Source organism: Pseudomonas sp. 7-41 (genome assembly GCF_021233075.1).
In the GTDB taxonomy this organism is placed as follows: Bacteria; Pseudomonadota; Gammaproteobacteria; order Pseudomonadales; family Pseudomonadaceae; genus Aquipseudomonas; species Aquipseudomonas veronii.
Genome location: NZ_CP089551.1, coordinates 6520239 through 6537901 on the forward strand (window position 1 = coordinate 6520239; position 17663 = coordinate 6537901).

Genomic DNA, 17663 nt, shown 5'->3' on the forward strand with positions numbered 1-17663 from the left:
ATCAGACGGCGAAGAGCAGGAACTCCCGCTCCCACGAACTGATCACGCGCTTGAAGTTTTCATGCTCGGCCCGCTTGACCGCGACGTAGCCAGTGATGAATTTGTGACCCAGGTATTTCTCGATGGTCTTGCTGTTTTCCATACGTTCCAGGGCGTCTTCGATGGTCAACGGCAGGCGCAGGTTGCGCCGCTCGTAACCACGGCCGACGACCGGCGCGCTTGGGTTGTGCCCTTCGACCATGCCGATGTAGCCGCACAACAGGCTGGCGGCGATCGCCAGGTACGGGTTGGCGTCTGCGCCCGGCAGGCGGTTTTCCACGCGACGGTTCTGCGGGCCGGCATCCGGTACGCGCAGGCCGACGGTGCGGTTCTCTTCGCCCCACTCCACGTTCACCGGCGCCGAAGTGTCCGGCAGGAAGCGGCGGAACGAGTTCACGTTGGGGGCAAACAGCGGCAGCAATTCGGGGATGAATTTCTGCAGGCCGCCAATGTGGTTGAGGAACAGTTGGCTCATGGTCCCGTCTTCATTGGAGAAGACGTTCTTGCCGGTGGCGATGTCGATGATGCTCTGGTGCAGGTGCATCGCGCTGCCGGGCTCGCCGGTCATCGGCTTGGCCATGAAGGTGGCGGCCACGTCGTGCTTGAGCGCGGCTTCACGCATGGTGCGCTTGAACACCAGGATCTGGTCGGCCAGGGACAGCGCGTCGCCGTGACGGAAGTTGATTTCCATCTGCGCCGTGCCGTCCTCGTGGATCAGGGTGTCGAGGTCCAGCTCCTGCAGTTCGCACCAGTCGTAGACGTCCTCGAACAGCGGGTCGAATTCGTTGGCCGCTTCTATAGAGAACGACTGCCGACCGGTTTCCGGGCGCCCGGAACGGCCGATCGGCGGTTGCAGCGGGAAGTCCGGGTCTTCGCAGCGCTTGGTCAGGTAGAACTCCATCTCCGGCGCCACGATCGGCTGCCAGCCTTTGTCGGCGTAGAGCTTGAGGACTTTCTTGAGCACGTTGCGCGGCGACAGCTCGATCGGGTTGCCTTGCTTGTCGTAGGTGTCGTGGATCACCTGGGCGGTAGGCTCGATGGCCCACGGCACCAGGAACACCGCGTTCTGGTCGGGGCGGCAGATCATGTCGATGTCGGCCGGGTCGAGCAATTCGTAATAGATGTCGTCTTCGACATAGTCGCCGGTCACGGTCTGCAACAGAACGCTCTCGGGCAGGCGCATGCCTTTCTCGGCGATGAACTTGTTGGTCGGCGAGATCTTGCCCCGGGTGATACCGGTGAGGTCGCCAATCATGCATTCGACTTCTGTGATCTTGTGGTCTTTCAACCAATCGGTGAGCTGGTCGAGGTTGTTACTCATAAATGCCTCTGGGCTGGGTTTCCTGACGTTCATTAAAGGTCAGGCGTCGGTTGACGCATCGGCGTCGCTGGTTCATCAGAGTGGGAGCTTAACCGCCATTTGGGGTGCCGTTGCACTCCTAAAGCAAAAGGCTTGCCTCCCGTGCAGGATAATGAGCGGCAACCGCAAAAAAGGCAGGACCGGCGTCATGAAAAGGGCGAGTACAAGAAAATGAACGGGGCACGCGAACAGCGTCCTGGCCGTCAAGAATAATGGCCGGATCGAAGGGGCTTATCGGGGATGGAATCATCAATGGGAATGCGCGTTCGCAACATTCGACACGGATCTGAAAAGCATGCAGACCGACCTGTTTCGCGCAGGTGGTGATGCCGATTAACGGCAGGCCAGACATGAAGCACCCCGGTATTATTGCTGTTATGGGTTTGAATCGAGCTTAGCCTTGTTCATTTTTTTACACAACACCCCCGTAAAAAATACAACACGGCCCGCTCAAGCCTGCTAGTCCCAAGCCGGGCAACCGAGCAAAACCGCCCCAAAAAGCCCCAAAAAAGCCCTCATGGCGCTTTTTTGGGGCAAAAAAGGCCTCGCTTGACTTCGGCATGCCGTTCGGGTTGACTGAAACCTGAAAAGATCAATGATTGATATTTTTAACAACAAAGGTGTTGCATCATGTCGGTACCCCCGCGTGCCGTTCAGCTTAACGAAGCGAACGCGTTCCTTAAGGATCATCCTGAGGTTCTGTACGTAGACCTTCTAATTGCGGATATGAATGGTGTGGTGCGCGGTAAGCGCATCGAACGCACCAGCCTCCACAAGGTTTACGAGAAAGGCATTAACTTGCCTGCCTCTTTATTTGCCCTGGATATCAACGGCTCAACGGTGGAAAGCACCGGCCTGGGCCTGGACATCGGTGATGCTGACCGAATCTGTTATCCAATCCCCGACACCCTGTGCAATGAACCTTGGCAAAAGCGCCCGACCGCGCAACTGCTGATGACCATGCACGAAATTGAAGGTGAACCTTTCTTCGCCGATCCGCGCGAAGTACTGCGTCAGGTTGTAAGCAAATTCGACGACCTCGGTCTGACTATCTGCGCTGCCTTCGAGCTTGAGTTCTACCTGATCGACCAGGAGAACGTGAACGGCCGCCCACAACCGCCCCGCTCGCCGATCTCCGGCAAACGCCCGCACTCGACACAGGTCTACCTGATCGACGACCTCGACGAATATGTCGACTGCCTCCAGGACATCCTGGAAGGTGCCAAAGAGCAAGGCATCCCGGCTGATGCCATCGTCAAGGAAAGTGCCCCGGCGCAGTTCGAAGTGAACCTGCACCACGTGGCCGACCCGATCAAGGCCTGCGACTACGCGGTACTGCTCAAGCGCCTGATCAAGAACATCGCCTACGACCATGAGATGGACACCACCTTCATGGCCAAGCCTTACCCAGGCCAGGCAGGCAACGGTTTGCACGTACACATTTCGATCCTGGACAAGGACGGCAAGAACATCTTTGCCAGCGAGGATCCCGAGCAGAACGCCGCATTGCGTCACGCGATCGGCGGTGTGCTGGAGACCCTACCCGCCCAAATGGCGTTCCTGTGCCCCAACGTCAACTCCTACCGTCGTTTCGGCGCACAGTTCTACGTGCCGAACTCGCCGTGCTGGGGCCTGGACAACCGCACCGTGGCGATCCGCGTGCCGACCGGCGCGGCCGACTCCGTGCGTATCGAACACCGCGTGGCCGGTGCCGATGCCAACCCCTACCTGCTGATGGCTTCGGTCCTGGCGGGCGTACACCACGGCCTGACCAACAAGATCGAACCGGGCGCGCCAGTGGAAGGCAACAGCTACGAGCAGAACGAACAAAGCCTGCCGAACAACCTGCGCGATGCCCTGCGCGAGTTGGACGACAGCGAGGTGATGGCCAAGTACATCGATCCTAAATACATCGATATCTTCGTCGCCTGTAAGGAAAGTGAGCTGGAAGAGTTCGAACACTCCATCTCCGACCTTGAGTACAACTGGTACCTGCATACCGTGTAAGCGCTGGTTGCACTGAAAAAACGTCGCAGGCCTTTGGTCTGTGGCGTTTTTTTATGGGTTGCTTTTGGTAGACCGAGTTGGCCGCCATCGGGAGCAAGCTCCCTCCCACATTTGAACGAGTTTTCCTGAAGAAACCGGTTCGAGTGTGAGAGGGAGCTTGCTCCCGATGGCGGCCTGGCAGACAACACCGGCTCCTGCTCATACAATGCCCGCTGCCTTGTAGGAGACTTCCATGACCACCCGCCCCGCCGCCCCTCGCAAACCCCGCGCCCGCAGCCAGGCCCGGATCGACGCGATCCTCGACGCCGCCCGCACGTTGCTGGCGTCCGAAGGCGTGGCCGGTTTGTCGATCTACAGCGTGGCCGAGCGCGCACAGATTCCGCCGTCGTCGGTGTACCACTTTTTCGCCAGCGTGCCGGCGCTGCTGGAAGCGTTGACCGCTGACGTCCATGCGGCATTCCGCGCCGCAATCCAGGCGCCCATCGCGCATGATTCACTCAAGTATTGGCGCGACCTGTCTTACATCGTCGAACAGCGCATGCTCACCATCTACAGCAACGACGCCGCCGCCCGCCAGCTGATCCTGACCCAGCACGGGCTGACCGAAGTGAATCAGGCCGACCGCCAGCACGATCTGGAGTTGGGTGACTTGATGCTGGCCGTGTTCAACCGGCATTTCGAAGTGCCGACCCTGCCCACCGATGTGGACGTGTTCGCGCTGGCGCTGGAATTGAGTGATCGCGTGTATGCGCGTTCGGTGCATCAGCATGGGCTGATCACGCCGCGCATGGCTGAGGAAGGCATGCGCGTGTTCGATGCATATGTGGGGCTTTATCTGCCGGCGTATTTGCCCAAGCGGGGCGTCACTGTCTGATGGATGTGTTGTCTGGCAGGGCCTCATCGGGAGCAAGCTCCCTCCCACATGTGACCGAGTTTTCCTGAAGAAACCGGTTCGAATGTGGGAGGGAGCTTGCTCCCACATGTGATCGAGTTTTCCTGAAGAAACCGGTTCGAATGTGGGAGGGAGCTTGCTTCCACATGTGACCGAGTTTTCCTGAAGAAACCGGTTCGAATGTGGGAGGGAGCTTGCTCCCGATAGCGCCCTCAAGTGATCACAACTTGGCGATCGACACCTCGGTGGATTTGACGAAGGCAATCACCTCGCTGCCGATCACCAGCTCCAACTCCTTGACCGAACGGGTGGTGATCACCGACGTCACGATCCCGGACGCGGTCTGCACGTCGATTTCCGAGAGCACGTCGCCTTCGACGATTTCCTTGACGGTGCCTTTGAACTGGTTACGCACGTTGATGGCTTTGATAGTCATGTCGTTTTTCCTTCATGGGACAAGTGAGTTATTGCGCCCACCGCAATTGCGTGGGCAACGGTGAAACGGGTTCGGGTTCCGGCGGGGTGCCGGGCAGCGACAGCACACGGTTGAGCACCTGCGCTTCGAGCGCAGCCAGGCGATGCGAGCCTCGGGCGCGTGGACGCGGCAGGTCGACAATCAGGTCGAGGCCGATTTCGCCGTCTTCGATCAGGATCACCCGGTCGGCAATGGCCACGGCTTCGCTGACGTCGTGGGTTACCAGCAACACGGTGAAACCATGCTTCTGCCAGAGGCTTTCGATCAGTTGCTGCATCTCGATGCGGGTCAACGCATCCAGCGCGCCCAACGGCTCATCGAGCAACAACAGACGCGGCTGATGAATCAACGCACGCGCCAGGGCCACACGCTGCTTCTGGCCACCGGACAAGGCCGCCGGCCACTCATTCGCACGCTCGGCCAGGCCGACCGCTTCGAGCGCTTCCAGCGCCTTGGGACGCCAGTTGCCCTTGAGGCCGAGGCCGACGTTGTCGATGATCTTTTTCCACGGCAGCAGACGCGCTTCCTGGAACATCAACCGCGTGTCTTCGATCGCCGCGCCAAGCGGCGCGGAGCCGGCCAGCAGCTCACCGCTGCTGGCCTTGTCGAGGCCGGCGAGCAGGCGCAGCAAGGTACTTTTACCGCAGCCACTGCGGCCGACCACGGCAACGAACTGGCCCGCCGGAATATGCAGGTCGATGCCCTTGAGCACTTCCCGCGCGCCAAAGGCCTTGCGCAATTTGCGCACCGCCAGGGGAATCCCCTTCAGCAGGCGCGGAGGTTGTTGAGCGGTCATGCCGCACCTCCTTTATTCACTTGATAAGCCGGATGCCAGCGCAGCCACACACGCTCCAGGCCGCGCGCTGCGAGGTCGGCCAGCTTGCCGAGAATCGCGTACATGACGATGGCCAGCACCACCACGTCGGTTTGCAGGAATTCACGGGCGTTCATCGCCAGGTAACCGATACCGGAACTGGCCGAAATGGTTTCCGCCACGATCAGCGTCAGCCACATGAAGCCCAGGGCAAAACGCACGCCCACCAGGATCGACGGCAGCGCGCCCGGCAGGATCACCTGGCGGAACAGGCTGAAGCCAGACAAGCCGTAGCTGCGGGCCATTTCCACCAGTGCCGGGTCGACGTTGCGGATGCCGTGGTAGGTGTTGAGGTAGATCGGGAACAGCGTGCCGAGGGCGACCAGGAAAATCTTCGCAGTCTCGTCAATGCCGAACCACAGGATCACCAGCGGGATCAACGCCAGGTGCGGCACGTTGCGGATCATCTGCACCGAGCTGTCCAGCAGGCGCTCGCCCCACGTCGACAGGCCGGTGATAAAGCCCAGGGCCAGACCGATGCTGCCACCGATCACAAAACCCAGGCCCGCGCGCCAGCCGCTGATGGCCAGGTGCGTCCAGATTTCACCGCTGCGTACCAGGTTGACCCCGGCCTCGATCACCGCGCTCGGCGCCGGCAGAATCCGCGTCGACAACCAACCCGCCGACACCGACAACTGCCACACCGCCAACAGCAACACCGGCAGCACCCAAGGCGCCACGCGATGGCTCAGTTTTTCCACATTCATGGCGCCACCTCAGCTCTGCGACGCCGCTTTGGGAAGGATGTCGTTGGCGACCATCTCGCCGAACGGGCTCACGTAGCCGGCACTTTTCGGCAACTCGGGGCGTTCGATATCCAGGTGCGGGAACAGCAACTCGGCGACGCGATACGATTCTTCCAGGTGTGGATAACCGGAGAAGATAAAGGTGTCGATGCCCAGCGCCGCGTATTCCTTGACCCGCGCCGCAACCGTCGGGCCATCGCCCACCAGCGCGGTGCCGGCCCCGCCGCGCACCAGGCCGACGCCGGCCCACAGGTTGGGGCTGACTTCGAGGTTGTCGCGGCTGCCGCCATGCAAGGCCGCCATGCGCTGCTGGCCGACCGAATCAAAGCGCGCCAGCGAGGCCTGGGCGCGGGCGATGGTGTCGTCGTCCAGGTGCGAGATCAGTTTGTCGGCGGCTTTCCAGGCTTCATCGTTGGTTTCGCGCACGATCACATGCAGACGAATACCGAAGCGCACCGTGCGCCCGAGTTTCGCGGCCTTGGCCCGCACCTGTTCGATTTTTTCCGCAACCGCGGCCGGTGGCTCGCCCCAGGTCAGCACCATGTCCACCTGTTCGGCCGCCAGGTCCTGCGCGGCTTCGGAAGAGCCGCCGAAGTACAGCGGCGGACGCGGTTGCTGGATCGGCGGGTAAAGCAGTTTGGCGCCTTTGACGCTGATGTGTTCGCCGTCGTAATCCACGGTTTCGCCTTCCAGCACGCGACGCCAGATGCGGGTGAACTCCACCGAGGCCTGGTAGCGTTCTTCGTGACTGAGGAACAGACCGTCGCCGGCCAATTCTTCCGGGTCACCGCCGGTCACCAGGTTGAACAGCGCACGGCCGCCGGACAGGCGATCGAGGGTCGCGGCCTGACGTGCGGCCACCGTCGGCGAAATGATCCCGGGGCGCAGCGCGACCAGGAACTTCAGACGCTGGGTCACCGGGATCAGCGAAGCGGCCACCAGCCACGAGTCTTCGCAGGAACGCCCGGTGGGGATCAGCACCCCGCCGAAGCCAAGGCGGTCGGCCGCCTGGGCCACTTGCTGCAGATAACCGTGGTCGACGGCGCGAGCGCCTTCGGCGGTGCCAAGGTAATGACCGTCGCCGTGGGTAGGCAGGAACCAGAAAATAGTGAGGCTCATGGAGTTGTCTCCTGAAGAAGTCGGATTACGGCGCGTTGGCCACGGCGGCAGGTGGCGTCCAGATCACGTCCTTGATGCTCAAGGGTTTGGGGATCAATTTGAGTTGGTAGAAGCTGTCGGCAATCTTCTGCTGCGCGGCGACCACCGCCGGGGTCAGGAACAGCGCGCCATAGCCCTGGCGTTTCACCGAGGTCAGGGTGATGTCAGCCGGCAGGCCGAGCAGCGGCGCGACCTGTTCGGTGACTTGCTGCGGGTTGGCCTTGGACCACTCGCCCACCGCGCGCACTTCTTCCACCAGCGCCTTGATCACTTCGGGGTGTTTTTCGGCGTAGGGCCTGGTGGCCAGGTAGAACTGGTGGTTGTCGGCAATCCCGCTGCCGTCACGCAAGGTGCGGGCTTGCAGTTGTTTCTCGGCGGCGGCCTGGTACGGGTCCCAGATGACCCAGGCGTCTACGCTGCCACGCTCGAACGCGGCACGCGCATCGGCGGGCGGCAGGAACACGGTCTGCACATCGGTGTATTTCAGGCCGGCATCTTCCAGGGCCCGCACCAGCAGGTAGTGAACGTTGGAGCCCTTGTTGAGCACGACTTTCTTGCCCTTGAGCTCGGCCACCGATTTGATCGGCGAGTCTTTCGGCACCAGGATCGCTTCACTGGTCGGCGCCGGCGGTTCGTAGGCCACGTAGAGCAGATCGGCACCGGCGGCCTGGGCGAATACCGGCGGGGTTTCGCCAGTGACACCGAAGTCGATCGAGCCGACATTCAGGCCTTCGAGCAATTGCGGGCCGCCCGGGAACTCGGTCCACTGCACCTGCACACCGTCGGCGGCCAGGCGCTTTTCCAGGGTGCCCTTGGCCTTGAGCAGCACCAGGGTGCCGTATTTCTGATAGCCGATCCGCAGGGTTTCGGCAGCGTGGGCTTGAACAATGGCGCCGAAGGACACAGCCGCAGCAAACAGTGCGACCAGACCACGACGCAAGATGACAGTGAGCATGGCGCTCTCTCCAAAAATGCGATTGGGGGGTTGGCTGCACCTGCTTGGCCGTTGGCGGCTGAGTAAGGTGAGTACTTCGTGAATCGGTAAGGCTTAAATGCTCCAGCGAGCACTCAACAAACGTTCATTCAACACATGCGGGTCCAGCGGTTTCGGGCGACGGGCCATGGCGGCGTAGAAAGTTTCCAGAGCCTCGCTCAAGCGTTGTTCGAGGACCGGCACCAGTTGCGCCTGGGCACTGCCTTCGCCGTAAGCGATCTGGCTGTCTTCGGCAAAGATCCCGTGGAGCAATTCCTGGGCTTTGAGCGCCGACAGCACCGGCTTCAATGCGTAGTCCACCGCCAGCATGTGGGCGATGCTGCCGCCGGTGGCGATGGGCAATACCACCTTGTGGGCCAGGGCGCGTTCGGGCAGCAGGTCGAGCACGGTTTTCAGCGCGCCCGAGAACGAGGCCTTGTACACCGGCGTGGCGATCACCAGGCCGTCGGCATTGGCCACTTGTTGCAACAAGTCGATGACTTTGGGGCTGTCGAAGCGCGCATGCAGCAAGTCTTCGGCCGGGAAGTCCCGTATCTGATAACTCACCACTTCCACGCCCTGCTGTTGCAGCCACTGACGGGTTTTATCCAGCAAGACCCCGGAGCGGGAACGCTGACTGGGACTGCCTCCAAGTGTTACGACCAGCATGTAGGAAATTCCTTTAGCAAGTGTCGGCGGTTCGCTGTGTGGCGATGGCGCCAAGATGGAACAGACCATATCAGCAGATTTATATATCCATAAATCTTATTTTTTCATTTGTTTATTCCTTAAAAGAATAAACCATCCATCAATCGCCAGGCGAAAAAAAAGGCCGTCGAAACGGCCTCAAAACCCCTGCCATGTGAGTACACAGCGTCTATCTGTAGGAGCGAGCCTGCTCGCGAAAACCGTCAACGATGACGCAGGCTTTCTGGATGTCCGCAGTAACCGCGCATGCTTCGCGAGCAAGCTCGCTCCTACAGGTAATTCAGCGATTGGGTTGCGGTGTCAGCCGCAGATACGGCTTCACCGCCCGATACCCTTTGGGAAAGCGTTTCTTGATTTCTTCCTCGTCCTTGAGCGACGGCACGATCACCACTTCATCGCCGTCCTGCCAGTTGGCGGGCGTGGCGACTTTGTAGTTGTCGGTCAGTTGCAACGAGTCGATGACCCGCAGGATTTCGTGGAAGTTGCGCCCGGTGCTGGCTGGGTAGGTGATCGTCAGGCGGATCTTCTTGTGCGGGTCGATCACGAACAAGGAACGCACGGTGAGGGTGTCACTGGCGTTCGGGTGGATCAGGTCGTAGAGGTCCGAGACCTTGCGGTCGGCGTCGGCCAGGATCGGGAAGTTGACGACCGTGTTCTGGGTTTCGTTGATGTCTTCGATCCACTTGAGGTGCGAGTCCACCGGGTCTACCGACAGGGCGATGGCCTTGACGCCACGCTTGGCGAATTCGTCCTTGAGCTTGGCGGTGAAGCCCAGCTCGGTGGTGCATACCGGCGTGAAGTCCGCCGGGTGGGAAAACAGCACACCCCAGCTGTCGCCCAGCCACTCGTGGAAACGAATCTTGCCGGCGCTGGAATCCTGTTCGAAGTCGGGGGCGATGTCGCCCAGTCTTAGGCTCATGGTGTGGCTCCTGATGAGTGCTTATGGAGCCCACTGTGCATGGATTACGGATTATTTAAAAAGAATAAATATCGATTTATTTAGACGATATAGGAATATTAAAAATGTGTTCACTGGACCTTGAAACAGGCGAGAGTCAACATTCCGTCCAAGGTTCGAGAAGGCCTTGAGACGCTGTAAAAAGAGGGGTTCAGGAAGGGCTTGCGGGGGTTGAGCCCGACTTGAAAAACAAGACACCTTGCCCGGCATTGCGCCGGGCAAGGTTTTACAGGCTTACAACAGTGGGATCGAGTAGCTGACGATCAGGCGGTTTTCGTCCTGGTCGCGAGTCGCAACGTCGGTGCGCCACATAGCGTTTTTCCAGGCAACACCGAGGTTTTTCAGTGGGCCTTGTGGAATAACGTAAGCCAGGCTGATGTCACGTTCCCATTCAGACTTGTCACCAGTGGTGGTCTGAATGTTGGTGCCTTTCAGGTAAACCACACCCGCGGTCAGGCCAGGCACACCCACTTGGGCGAAGTCATAAGCGTAACGCGCTTGCCAGGTACGCTCGCCGGCACGGGCGAACTTCTGGATTTGCATGTCGGTAGTGATGCTGGCCGACGAACCGTCACCTTGGTTCAGCCAAGGGAAGTCACTGTCACCCTTGGTGTACTGATAACCGCCACCGAAGGTGTGGCCGCTGACCGAGTACAGTGCCAGGTAGCTGTACAGGTCGTTGTCGACCTTACCGCTGGTAACCGGCTTGGCGCCATCGTTGTAGTAACCGCTGGTGTAGTACGCAGAGTTGTTAGCGTTCTCACCGTTGTCGCGGCTGCGGTAGTAGCGCAGGTCACTTTTCAGCACGCCCGGGCCGATTGCCCAGTTGTGTACCAGGCCCAGGAAGTTCTGGGAGTAGAAATCTTTCAGCTCGCCGAAGTAGTACGAAGCGGTCAGATCCTTGGTGATCTTGTAGTCGGCACCGGCGTAGTAGAACTTGTTGCTGAATTTGCCGGTGTCATAGTTGGAGCTTTTGTTCGCGCCAGCAATCGACAGGTTTTCGTTGTTGCTGGAGTTACGGCCCTTGGCCGACTCGATTTGACCAGCGGTCAGAGTCAAGTCTTTGATTTCGTTAGAAACGATCTCGCCGCCCTGGAAGGTCTGAGGCAACAGGCGACCGTCGTTGGTCTTGATCACCGGGTTGTTTGGCTGCAGGGTGCCCAATTTTGCCACGGTCTGGGAAATCTTGATCTTACCGGTCAGACCCAGGCTAGCGTAGTCGTCGACAGCCTTGTTGCCGTCGCTTGGGAAGACGGTGCCGCCGGACGCAGTGCCGGTGTAGTTGCCGTGGTCTGCGCGGCTGGAGTCCAGACGCAGGCCGTACAGGCCAATGGCGTCAACGCCGAACTGAACGGTACCTTGGGTGAAACCCGAGATGAAACGCAGATCGAAGCCTTGGCCCCATTCGGCGTTCTTGCTACGGGTGTTCGAGGTAGACGATGGCTGGCCATCACGGTTGTCAGTGTTGATGTAGAAGTTACGCAGGCCCAGTGTGGCCTTACTGTCTTCGATAAAACCGGCGGCGCCTGCATGCTGGGCGATTGCCCCGAGTGCTACAGCCAATGCCAAGGTGGACTTCTTCATGTACCGCTCCTCTCATTTCTAATTTTTGTATTTCTTTGGTCTCAGGTCTAACGCCGGAGATCCACAGATGCGCGATTAGCGCCAGATAGTGACCGCCAAGTCAATCGTAACCTTGTGTGTCTACTACCTTCGTCTAATCGCAGTTTGTTTGGTCCTTGCAGGGTAATGAATTTTTCATACACCCAAAAAGAATTATTTCATTCTTTTTCATATGCTTTTGGAATAAGTCTCTGCATAAAGCAAGACGCGTCAGCATAGACGAACCTTTGCACAAGCTAATTCCTAAAAGGCATTTCTTGATCGCTTTTTAGATCTTTTTAGCTGAACGCACCGTCACATACGTCACCCAGGATCAAAAAGGCGACGCCATCATGGCCAAACGCCCATCTTCCCGTCAATTTGTTACAGTTTTTGTATCGCTAATATTTCATGCCGGCCTGAGAGCCGCTGATCGAGCCGTCTGGCAGCGAAAGCTTCGCGCAATTTATCCCTCTGCGCCTTGATCGTATCGGCTCAAAATCAAGAATCCTTAAACTTTAGTAGGGGGCACGGGTGGCACGATGACGCACCCCGGGGTTTGATCGACCACGTCATCGCTACGCCCTTCGCCCGTGGGACGTACCGATCTTCGAAGTGACGAGCTGGTTTGGCGGCGAACGCATCACCTCGGGTTAACGCAACGACCGAGGCCTGCATCGCAGGCAAACCAGCTCAGAGGCTGGGAGGGCGGGGTATTACAGGGCCTTCTCGAAAATCTTCGAGTTACGCTGATAGTTGTACAGCGATGCCCGCGCCGAAGGCAGGCGATCCACGCTGCTGGGCACAAAGCCGCGCTCGCGGAACCAGTGCGCCGTGCGCGTGGTGAGCACGAACAGGGTCTTCAACCCCTGCGCCCGGGCGCGAGCCTCGATGCGCTCGAGCAGTTCATCGCCGCGCCTGCCGTGGCGGTACTCCGGGTTGACTGCCAGGCACGCAAGCTCCCCCGCGTCCGAATCGGCGATCTGATACAGCGCCGCGCAGGCGATGATCATGCCTTCGCGTTCGACCACGCTGAACTGCTCGATCTCGCGCTCCAGCACTTCCCGCGAACGGCGTACCAGGATGCCCTGCTCTTCCAGCGGGCTGATCAGGTCGAGCAAGCCGCCGACGTCTTCGATCGCCGCCTCGCGCACCAGCTCGAATTGTTCCTGGGCCACCAGCGTACCGCCGCCATCACGGGTGAACAGTTCGGTGAGCAGCGCACCGTCTTCGACATAGCTGACGATATGGCTGCGGCCTACCCCGCCCCGGCAAGCTTCGGCAGCCGCATCGAGCAATTCAGCCTGGTAGTTGCTGCCCAGGCGTTGCAGATGCGCCGGCACTTGTTGCGGGCGCAGTTCACGCACCAGGCGGCCATTTTCATCGATCAGGCCAGGATCGGCACCGAACAGCAGCAACTTATCGGCGGCCAGGTCGATGGCGGCGCGGGTGGCGACGTCTTCGCAGGCCAGGTTGAAGATCTCGCCGGTGGGCGAATACCCCAGGGGCGACAGCAGCACGATGGAGCGCTCGTCCAGCAGGCGATTGATGCCTTTGCGGTCGACCCGACGCACTTCGCCGGTGTGGTGGAAGTCCACGCCTTCGAGCACGCCGATCGGGCGCGCCGTCACCAGGTTGCCGCTGGCCACGCGCAAGCGCGAGCCCTGCATCGGCGACGAGGCCATGTCCATCGACAGGCGCGCTTCAATGGCGATGCGCAGATGGCCGACCGCATCGATCACACACTCCAGCGTGGCGGCATCGGTGATGCGCAGGCCGTTGTGGTAAACCGGGTTGAGCCCGCGCGCTTCAAGGCGCGCTTCAATCTGTGGGCGCGAACCGTGGACCAGCACCAGTCGCACTCCCAGGCTGTGGAGCAGCACCAGGTCGTGGACGATATTGCCGAAGTTCGGATGATCCACACCGTCGCCGGGCAGCATGACCACAAAGGTGCAGTCGCGGTGGGCGTTGATGTAGGGCGAAGCGTGACGAAGCCAATTGACGTAGTCGGGCATGGAACCTGGGCCTGTAATAAAAAGCAGCCGAAAAAGGATGAGTCGTGAAAACGCACAGCAGGCTGATGGTTATCGTCGGAACAGGCTTGGCAACACGCTCGCTCTCCTTATGTACGCATGGGCAGGGATTAATTTATGCAGGTGTCAGGCAGTAATGTTCGATCAGTTCCCGCAATAGACGCACTGTAGGCGTCAAGCGTGACATTTCGAGGTACTCGCCCGGCTGGTGGGCGCAGGCAATATCGCCAGGGCCAAGCACCAGGGTTTCACAACCAAGGCGCTGAAGATAAGGCGCTTCGGTGCCGAACGCTACTGCTTCGGCGCGATGACCGGTCAATCGTTCGGCGACCCGCACCAGCTCTGCGTCTTCGGCCTGCTCGAACGGCGGCACTTCGGCGAACAGCGGCGCATAGTCGATCTTCACCTTATGGCGCTCGGCCACTGGTTCGAGTTTCTGCCGGATCGCCGCGCGCAGCACCTGCGGGTCCATGCCGGGCAAGGGCCGCAGGTCGAACTCCAGGGAACACTGGCCGCAGATGCGGTTGGGGTTATCGCCGCCGTGGATGCAACCGAAATTCAGGGTCGGTTGCGGCACGCTGAACTGCGGGTTGCGGTACTCGCGCTGCCAGGCCAGGCGCAGGCCGCGCAGTTCGCCGATGGCATCGTGCATGGCTTCCAGCGCGCTGTGGCCCAGGCGCGGGTCCGACGAATGACCGCTGCGGCCGAGGATGTCGATGCGCTCCATCATCACACCTTTGTGCAGGCGGATCGGCTTGAGGCCGGTCGGCTCGCCGATCACCGCCGCACGCCCCAGCGGACGCCCGGCCGCCGCCAATGCACGGGCGCCGGACATCGAGCTTTCTTCATCGCAGGTGGCAAGGATCAGCAACGGCTGCTTGAACGGTTGGTCGAGCAGCGGCAACACCGCTTCGATGGCCAGCGCGAAAAAACCCTTCATGTCGCAGCTGCCCAATCCTACCCAGCGACCGTCGACTTCCGTCAACTTGAGAGGGTCGGTCTTCCACAGCGCGGCGTCATACGGCACGGTATCGCTATGGCCGGCCAACACCAGGCCGCCGGGGCCCGTGCCGAAACTGGCGAGCAGGTTGAACTTGCCGGGGCTGACGGGCTGGATGTCGATGGCGAAGCCCAGATCGCCCAGCCAGCCGGCGAGCAGGTCGATCACCGGGCGGTTGCTCTGGTCGAGAGACGCTTGGGTGCAACTGACCGACGGTGTGGCAATCAAGGCGGCGAATTGCTCTTTCATGGACGGTAACGGCATGCGCGGTCTCCCTACTTCCCGGATGAACCTCACTATAGAGGCATCTGCACGACACAATAAACCGTTGCGGCGCGTTGCCGGGCTCAGTCCTGTACACTGCACGACCTTGGCAGCCACTCTTTTTCCCGGCTGCGCTCCCGATCCTGGATTTTCCGGCCATGCAGAAAGAAACCGAAATCAAGCTCCGCGTCAGCCGCGAAACACTCGCCGCGCTGCGTGAGCACCCGCTACTGAAAAAACGCAACAAAAGTGGCTGGGAACGCCGTGAGTTGATGAACCAGTACTTCGACACCCCCGAGCGCGACCTGGCCAAGGCCAAAGTCGCCCTGCGTTTGCGCAAGGACGGTGACGACATTATCCAGACCCTCAAGACCCGCGGCCAAAGCGTCGCCGGCTTGTCGGAACGTAACGAATACAACTGGGAATTGCCCAAAGCCAAGCTCGACGTGAAGAAACTCGACGGCGAATGCTGGCCCGAGGAACTCGCCGAGCTGGACAAAAAGACCCTCAAGCCGATCTTCACCACCGACTTCGTGCGCGAACGCGCCGAAATCGCCTGGGGCCGGGGCAAAGCCAAAGTGGTGATCGAAGCCGCACTGGACCTGGGCCATGTAGTGGCCGGCAAGCAGAAAGAAGAAATCTGCGAGCTGGAACTGGAACTGCGCGAAGGCGAACCGGCCGCCCTGCTGGAACTGGCCGCCGAACTGGCCGCCACCCTGGCACTGATGCCATGCGACATCAGCAAGGCCGAACGCGGCTATCGCCTGTATGACGCCAGCAGCTACTCCCTGAGCCTGCCGGCGCCGCAACTGCACGCCGAAATGCCACTGGACGACGCCTTCGCCGCGATCATGTGGCACCTGCTGGGCAGCAGCCAGCGCCTGGCCGAGCAATACCGTTTCAATGGCCACTGGCGCCTGTTGCAGGACTGGGTCGACAACCTCGGCGAACTGCGCGCCCTGCTCGGCAGCCTCGGCCAGGCCGCGCCGCGTCAATCCACCAGCGAACTGCGCAGCGCACTCGATGCCCTGCTGGAAGACTGGCGCCCGCTGGTCCAGGCCGGTGACGACGATGAAGACATTCGCAAAGCCGCGCCGGAGCAATTCGCCGAAGAATTGACCGACGTGCGCTGGGGCCTGTTCTCGCTGAACACCTCCCGCTGGCTGCTGAACCGCACCTGGACCGCCGACCGCAACGTGCGCGGTAACCGTCAGGGCGCTGCGCAAATCACCAACTGGTTGCCACGCCTGCTGGCCGAAGACGCCGTCGCCCTGCAACTGCCGCGCTATCAGCAGCAACCGGAAGACCTCGCCGAGCAACTGCCGCGCATCGAGCGCATCCAGGCCTGGCTGCACCACGCACGCCAGGTGGTGGACATTGCGGAACTCGACCGCCTGTACGGTGAGCTGAACAAGCTGGCGCAACTGGCCAACCAGCCGATCACCGATGAATCGCTGGATGCGCGCATGCATCAGGCGATCGCGGTGTATCAGAACCGTGCCTGGAAGACCCTGCTGCGTCTGTAATATCGCCATCGGGAGTAAGCCACTTCCCACTCCAATGTGGGAGGGGGCTTGCCCCCGATGAGGCCAGCCCTGTCAGCCCAATACTGGCAGGCTAGTGGTGGACTTGATCTCCGACAACGCCACGATCGAATTGACCTCCTGAATCCCCGGCACCATCGACAACTTCTCGAAGAAAAACCGCTCGTAAGCCTCGATGTCCGACGTGACAATGCGCAGCAGAAAATCCACCGCCCCCATCAACACATAACACTCCAACACTTCCGGAAAACCGCGGATCGCCTCGGTGAACTCGGTGAAGTTGGAACGCCCGTGGGCATTGAGTTTGACCTCGGCAAAAATCTGCGTATTGAGGCCGATCTTCTTGCGGTCCAGCAGCGTGACCTGGCTGCGGATCACGCCCTCGTCCTTCAGCCGTTGGATACGCCGCCAGCATGGCGATTGAGACAGGCCGACCTGCTCGGCAATCTGCGCGCTGGAGAGCGAGGCGTCCTCCTGCAGCAGGGCCAGGATACGGCGGTCGTAGACGTCCAGCTCGCTGCGCATAGAAATACCTTTAATACGGGTTATTTTGAATTGATTTGTGCATTTATCGACGAATCAGGCTCATCTTAGATAAGAAATCTCCTTTCGCGAATGTAAGAATTTCTCCAATCGAATCTGGAGAGTCCGCATGCACGCCGTCGAAACCACCTGCCCTGTCACCCGCGTCGATGCGTGGGCCGTCGACAGTGCCCATTGCCAGGCCCATTACCAGATCGTCGCCGAGGCCGAACCCGATGTGCTGTGCCGGGTGCTCAACTATTTCGCGCTGCAGTTCCTGACGCCGCGCCAGGTCAGTGTGAATCGCCAGGACGATGTGCTGACCGTGGATATTGTGATGGATGGCGTGAGCTGGCACCGAGCCCAGGTGATCGGTGAAAAGATTCGAAACCTGATCAGCGTGTGCTCGCTGGAGATGTGGTCGGCTGATTCTGTGCGGCCTCAGGCGCTGGCGGCCGGCGCCCAGTAAAAGCCTGCAATACACGCGCAAGGCAGCGGGTCAGGGGCT

General features: G+C 60.3%; 17 protein-coding genes. 4 read left to right on the forward strand and 13 right to left on the reverse strand.

The window, feature by feature from the left end:
- Nucleotide 1: 1 nt before the first annotated feature.
- Both LQ249_RS29805 and LQ249_RS29810 read right to left on the reverse strand, forming a co-directional pair.
- A complete protein-coding gene (locus LQ249_RS29805; RefSeq protein WP_017845082.1) occupies nucleotides 2-1360 on the reverse strand; it encodes a glutamine synthetase family protein in 1359 nt (452 codons plus the stop codon).
- A gap of 118 nt (nucleotides 1361-1478) precedes the next feature.
- Nucleotides 1479-1751, reverse strand: a complete 273-nt coding sequence (locus LQ249_RS29810) for a glutamine amidotransferase (RefSeq protein WP_128192375.1) — start codon at nucleotides 1749-1751, stop codon at nucleotides 1479-1481.
- A gap of 278 nt (nucleotides 1752-2029) precedes the next feature.
- Between LQ249_RS29810 and LQ249_RS29815 the strand changes: the two genes are divergently transcribed.
- Nucleotides 2030-3406 carry a glutamine synthetase family protein gene (locus LQ249_RS29815; RefSeq protein WP_026139798.1) on the forward strand — a complete coding sequence of 459 codons (1377 nt, stop codon included), beginning with the start codon at nucleotides 2030-2032 and terminating at the stop codon, nucleotides 3404-3406.
- Nucleotides 3407-3638: 232 nt separating this feature from the next.
- Nucleotides 3639-4280 carry a TetR/AcrR family transcriptional regulator gene (locus tag LQ249_RS29820; protein ID WP_079444895.1) on the forward strand — a complete coding sequence of 214 codons (642 nt, stop codon included), beginning with the start codon at nucleotides 3639-3641 and terminating at the stop codon, nucleotides 4278-4280.
- Between the two features lie 238 nt (nucleotides 4281-4518).
- Here LQ249_RS29820 and LQ249_RS29825 read toward each other — a convergent pair whose 3' ends face one another.
- The 10 genes from LQ249_RS29825 to argE form a co-directional block, all read right to left on the reverse strand.
- Complete coding sequence (locus LQ249_RS29825; protein ID WP_017845085.1) at nucleotides 4519-4734, reverse strand: TOBE domain-containing protein; 216 nt, start codon at nucleotides 4732-4734, stop codon at nucleotides 4519-4521.
- A 28-nt stretch (nucleotides 4735-4762) separates the two neighbouring features.
- The gene (gene ssuB, locus LQ249_RS29830) at nucleotides 4763-5569 is read right to left on the reverse strand and encodes an aliphatic sulfonates ABC transporter ATP-binding protein (RefSeq protein WP_046381714.1); all 807 of its coding nucleotides are present in this window, start codon (nucleotides 5567-5569) and stop codon (nucleotides 4763-4765) included.
- A complete protein-coding gene (ssuC, locus tag LQ249_RS29835) occupies nucleotides 5566-6354 on the reverse strand; it encodes an aliphatic sulfonate ABC transporter permease SsuC (protein ID WP_046381713.1) in 789 nt (262 codons plus the stop codon). Before ssuC ends, ssuB begins: the two co-directional genes overlap by 4 nt.
- Before the next feature lie 9 nt (nucleotides 6355-6363).
- Nucleotides 6364-7512, reverse strand: coding sequence for an FMNH2-dependent alkanesulfonate monooxygenase (gene ssuD / locus LQ249_RS29840; RefSeq protein WP_057003983.1), 1149 nt, complete (start codon nucleotides 7510-7512; stop codon nucleotides 6364-6366).
- A 25-nt stretch (nucleotides 7513-7537) separates the two neighbouring features.
- Nucleotides 7538-8506 (reverse strand): sulfonate ABC transporter substrate-binding protein, encoded by a 969-nt coding sequence (locus tag LQ249_RS29845; protein WP_046381711.1) that lies wholly within the window; start codon nucleotides 8504-8506, stop codon nucleotides 7538-7540.
- 93 nt (nucleotides 8507-8599) lie between these two features.
- Entirely contained in the window at nucleotides 8600-9193 is a 594-nt protein-coding gene (gene ssuE, locus LQ249_RS29850) for an NADPH-dependent FMN reductase (protein WP_017845090.1), read from the reverse strand.
- 319 nt (nucleotides 9194-9512) lie between these two features.
- A complete protein-coding gene (locus tag LQ249_RS29855; RefSeq protein ID WP_046381710.1) occupies nucleotides 9513-10151 on the reverse strand; it encodes a peroxiredoxin in 639 nt (212 codons plus the stop codon).
- A gap of 273 nt (nucleotides 10152-10424) precedes the next feature.
- Nucleotides 10425-11774 carry an OprD family porin gene (locus tag LQ249_RS29860; protein ID WP_057003984.1) on the reverse strand — a complete coding sequence of 450 codons (1350 nt, stop codon included), beginning with the start codon at nucleotides 11772-11774 and terminating at the stop codon, nucleotides 10425-10427.
- A gap of 734 nt (nucleotides 11775-12508) precedes the next feature.
- Nucleotides 12509-13807 (reverse strand): amino-acid N-acetyltransferase, encoded by a 1299-nt coding sequence (argA, locus tag LQ249_RS29865; protein WP_017845093.1) that lies wholly within the window; start codon nucleotides 13805-13807, stop codon nucleotides 12509-12511.
- 133 nt (nucleotides 13808-13940) lie between these two features.
- Nucleotides 13941-15089 carry an acetylornithine deacetylase gene (argE, locus tag LQ249_RS29870; RefSeq protein WP_046488840.1) on the reverse strand — a complete coding sequence of 383 codons (1149 nt, stop codon included), beginning with the start codon at nucleotides 15087-15089 and terminating at the stop codon, nucleotides 13941-13943.
- Between the two features lie 158 nt (nucleotides 15090-15247).
- Here argE and LQ249_RS29875 point away from each other — a divergent pair, with 158 nt between their 5' ends.
- Nucleotides 15248-16615 (forward strand): CYTH domain-containing protein, encoded by a 1368-nt coding sequence (locus tag LQ249_RS29875; RefSeq protein ID WP_017845095.1) that lies wholly within the window; start codon nucleotides 15248-15250, stop codon nucleotides 16613-16615.
- 72 nt (nucleotides 16616-16687) lie between these two features.
- On the opposite strand, the gene LQ249_RS29880 is transcribed toward LQ249_RS29875, so the two are convergent.
- Nucleotides 16688-17158 (reverse strand): Lrp/AsnC family transcriptional regulator, encoded by a 471-nt coding sequence (locus LQ249_RS29880; RefSeq protein ID WP_046381706.1) that lies wholly within the window; start codon nucleotides 17156-17158, stop codon nucleotides 16688-16690.
- Nucleotides 17159-17285: 127 nt separating this feature from the next.
- Here LQ249_RS29880 and LQ249_RS29885 point away from each other — a divergent pair, with 127 nt between their 5' ends.
- Nucleotides 17286-17624, forward strand: a complete 339-nt coding sequence (locus LQ249_RS29885; RefSeq protein ID WP_017845097.1) for a hypothetical protein — start codon at nucleotides 17286-17288, stop codon at nucleotides 17622-17624.
- Nucleotides 17625-17663 lie beyond the last annotated feature (39 nt).

Coding starts and splice junctions, on each gene's coding strand:
- LQ249_RS29805 (WP_017845082.1), bottom strand. CDS start 1,360: ATGAGTAACAACCTCGACCAGCTCACCGATTGGTTGAAAGACCACAAG.
- LQ249_RS29810 (WP_128192375.1), bottom strand. CDS start 1,751: ATGTCTGGCCTGCCGTTAATCGGCATCACCACCTGCGCGAAACAGGTC.
- LQ249_RS29815 (WP_026139798.1), top strand. CDS start 2,030: ATGTCGGTACCCCCGCGTGCCGTTCAGCTTAACGAAGCGAACGCGTTC.
- LQ249_RS29820 (WP_079444895.1), top strand. CDS start 3,639: ATGACCACCCGCCCCGCCGCCCCTCGCAAACCCCGCGCCCGCAGCCAG.
- LQ249_RS29825 (WP_017845085.1), bottom strand. CDS start 4,734: ATGACTATCAAAGCCATCAACGTGCGTAACCAGTTCAAAGGCACCGTC.
- ssuB (WP_046381714.1), bottom strand. CDS start 5,569: ATGACCGCTCAACAACCTCCGCGCCTGCTGAAGGGGATTCCCCTGGCG.
- ssuC (WP_046381713.1), bottom strand. CDS start 6,354: ATGAATGTGGAAAAACTGAGCCATCGCGTGGCGCCTTGGGTGCTGCCG.
- ssuD (WP_057003983.1), bottom strand. CDS start 7,512: ATGAGCCTCACTATTTTCTGGTTCCTGCCTACCCACGGCGACGGTCAT.
- LQ249_RS29845 (WP_046381711.1), bottom strand. CDS start 8,506: ATGCTCACTGTCATCTTGCGTCGTGGTCTGGTCGCACTGTTTGCTGCG.
- ssuE (WP_017845090.1), bottom strand. CDS start 9,193: ATGCTGGTCGTAACACTTGGAGGCAGTCCCAGTCAGCGTTCCCGCTCC.
- LQ249_RS29855 (WP_046381710.1), bottom strand. CDS start 10,151: ATGAGCCTAAGACTGGGCGACATCGCCCCCGACTTCGAACAGGATTCC.
- LQ249_RS29860 (WP_057003984.1), bottom strand. CDS start 11,774: ATGAAGAAGTCCACCTTGGCATTGGCTGTAGCACTCGGGGCAATCGCC.
- argA (WP_017845093.1), bottom strand. CDS start 13,807: ATGCCCGACTACGTCAATTGGCTTCGTCACGCTTCGCCCTACATCAAC.
- argE (WP_046488840.1), bottom strand. CDS start 15,089: ATGCCGTTACCGTCCATGAAAGAGCAATTCGCCGCCTTGATTGCCACA.
- LQ249_RS29875 (WP_017845095.1), top strand. CDS start 15,248: ATGCAGAAAGAAACCGAAATCAAGCTCCGCGTCAGCCGCGAAACACTC.
- LQ249_RS29880 (WP_046381706.1), bottom strand. CDS start 17,158: ATGCGCAGCGAGCTGGACGTCTACGACCGCCGTATCCTGGCCCTGCTG.
- LQ249_RS29885 (WP_017845097.1), top strand. CDS start 17,286: ATGCACGCCGTCGAAACCACCTGCCCTGTCACCCGCGTCGATGCGTGG.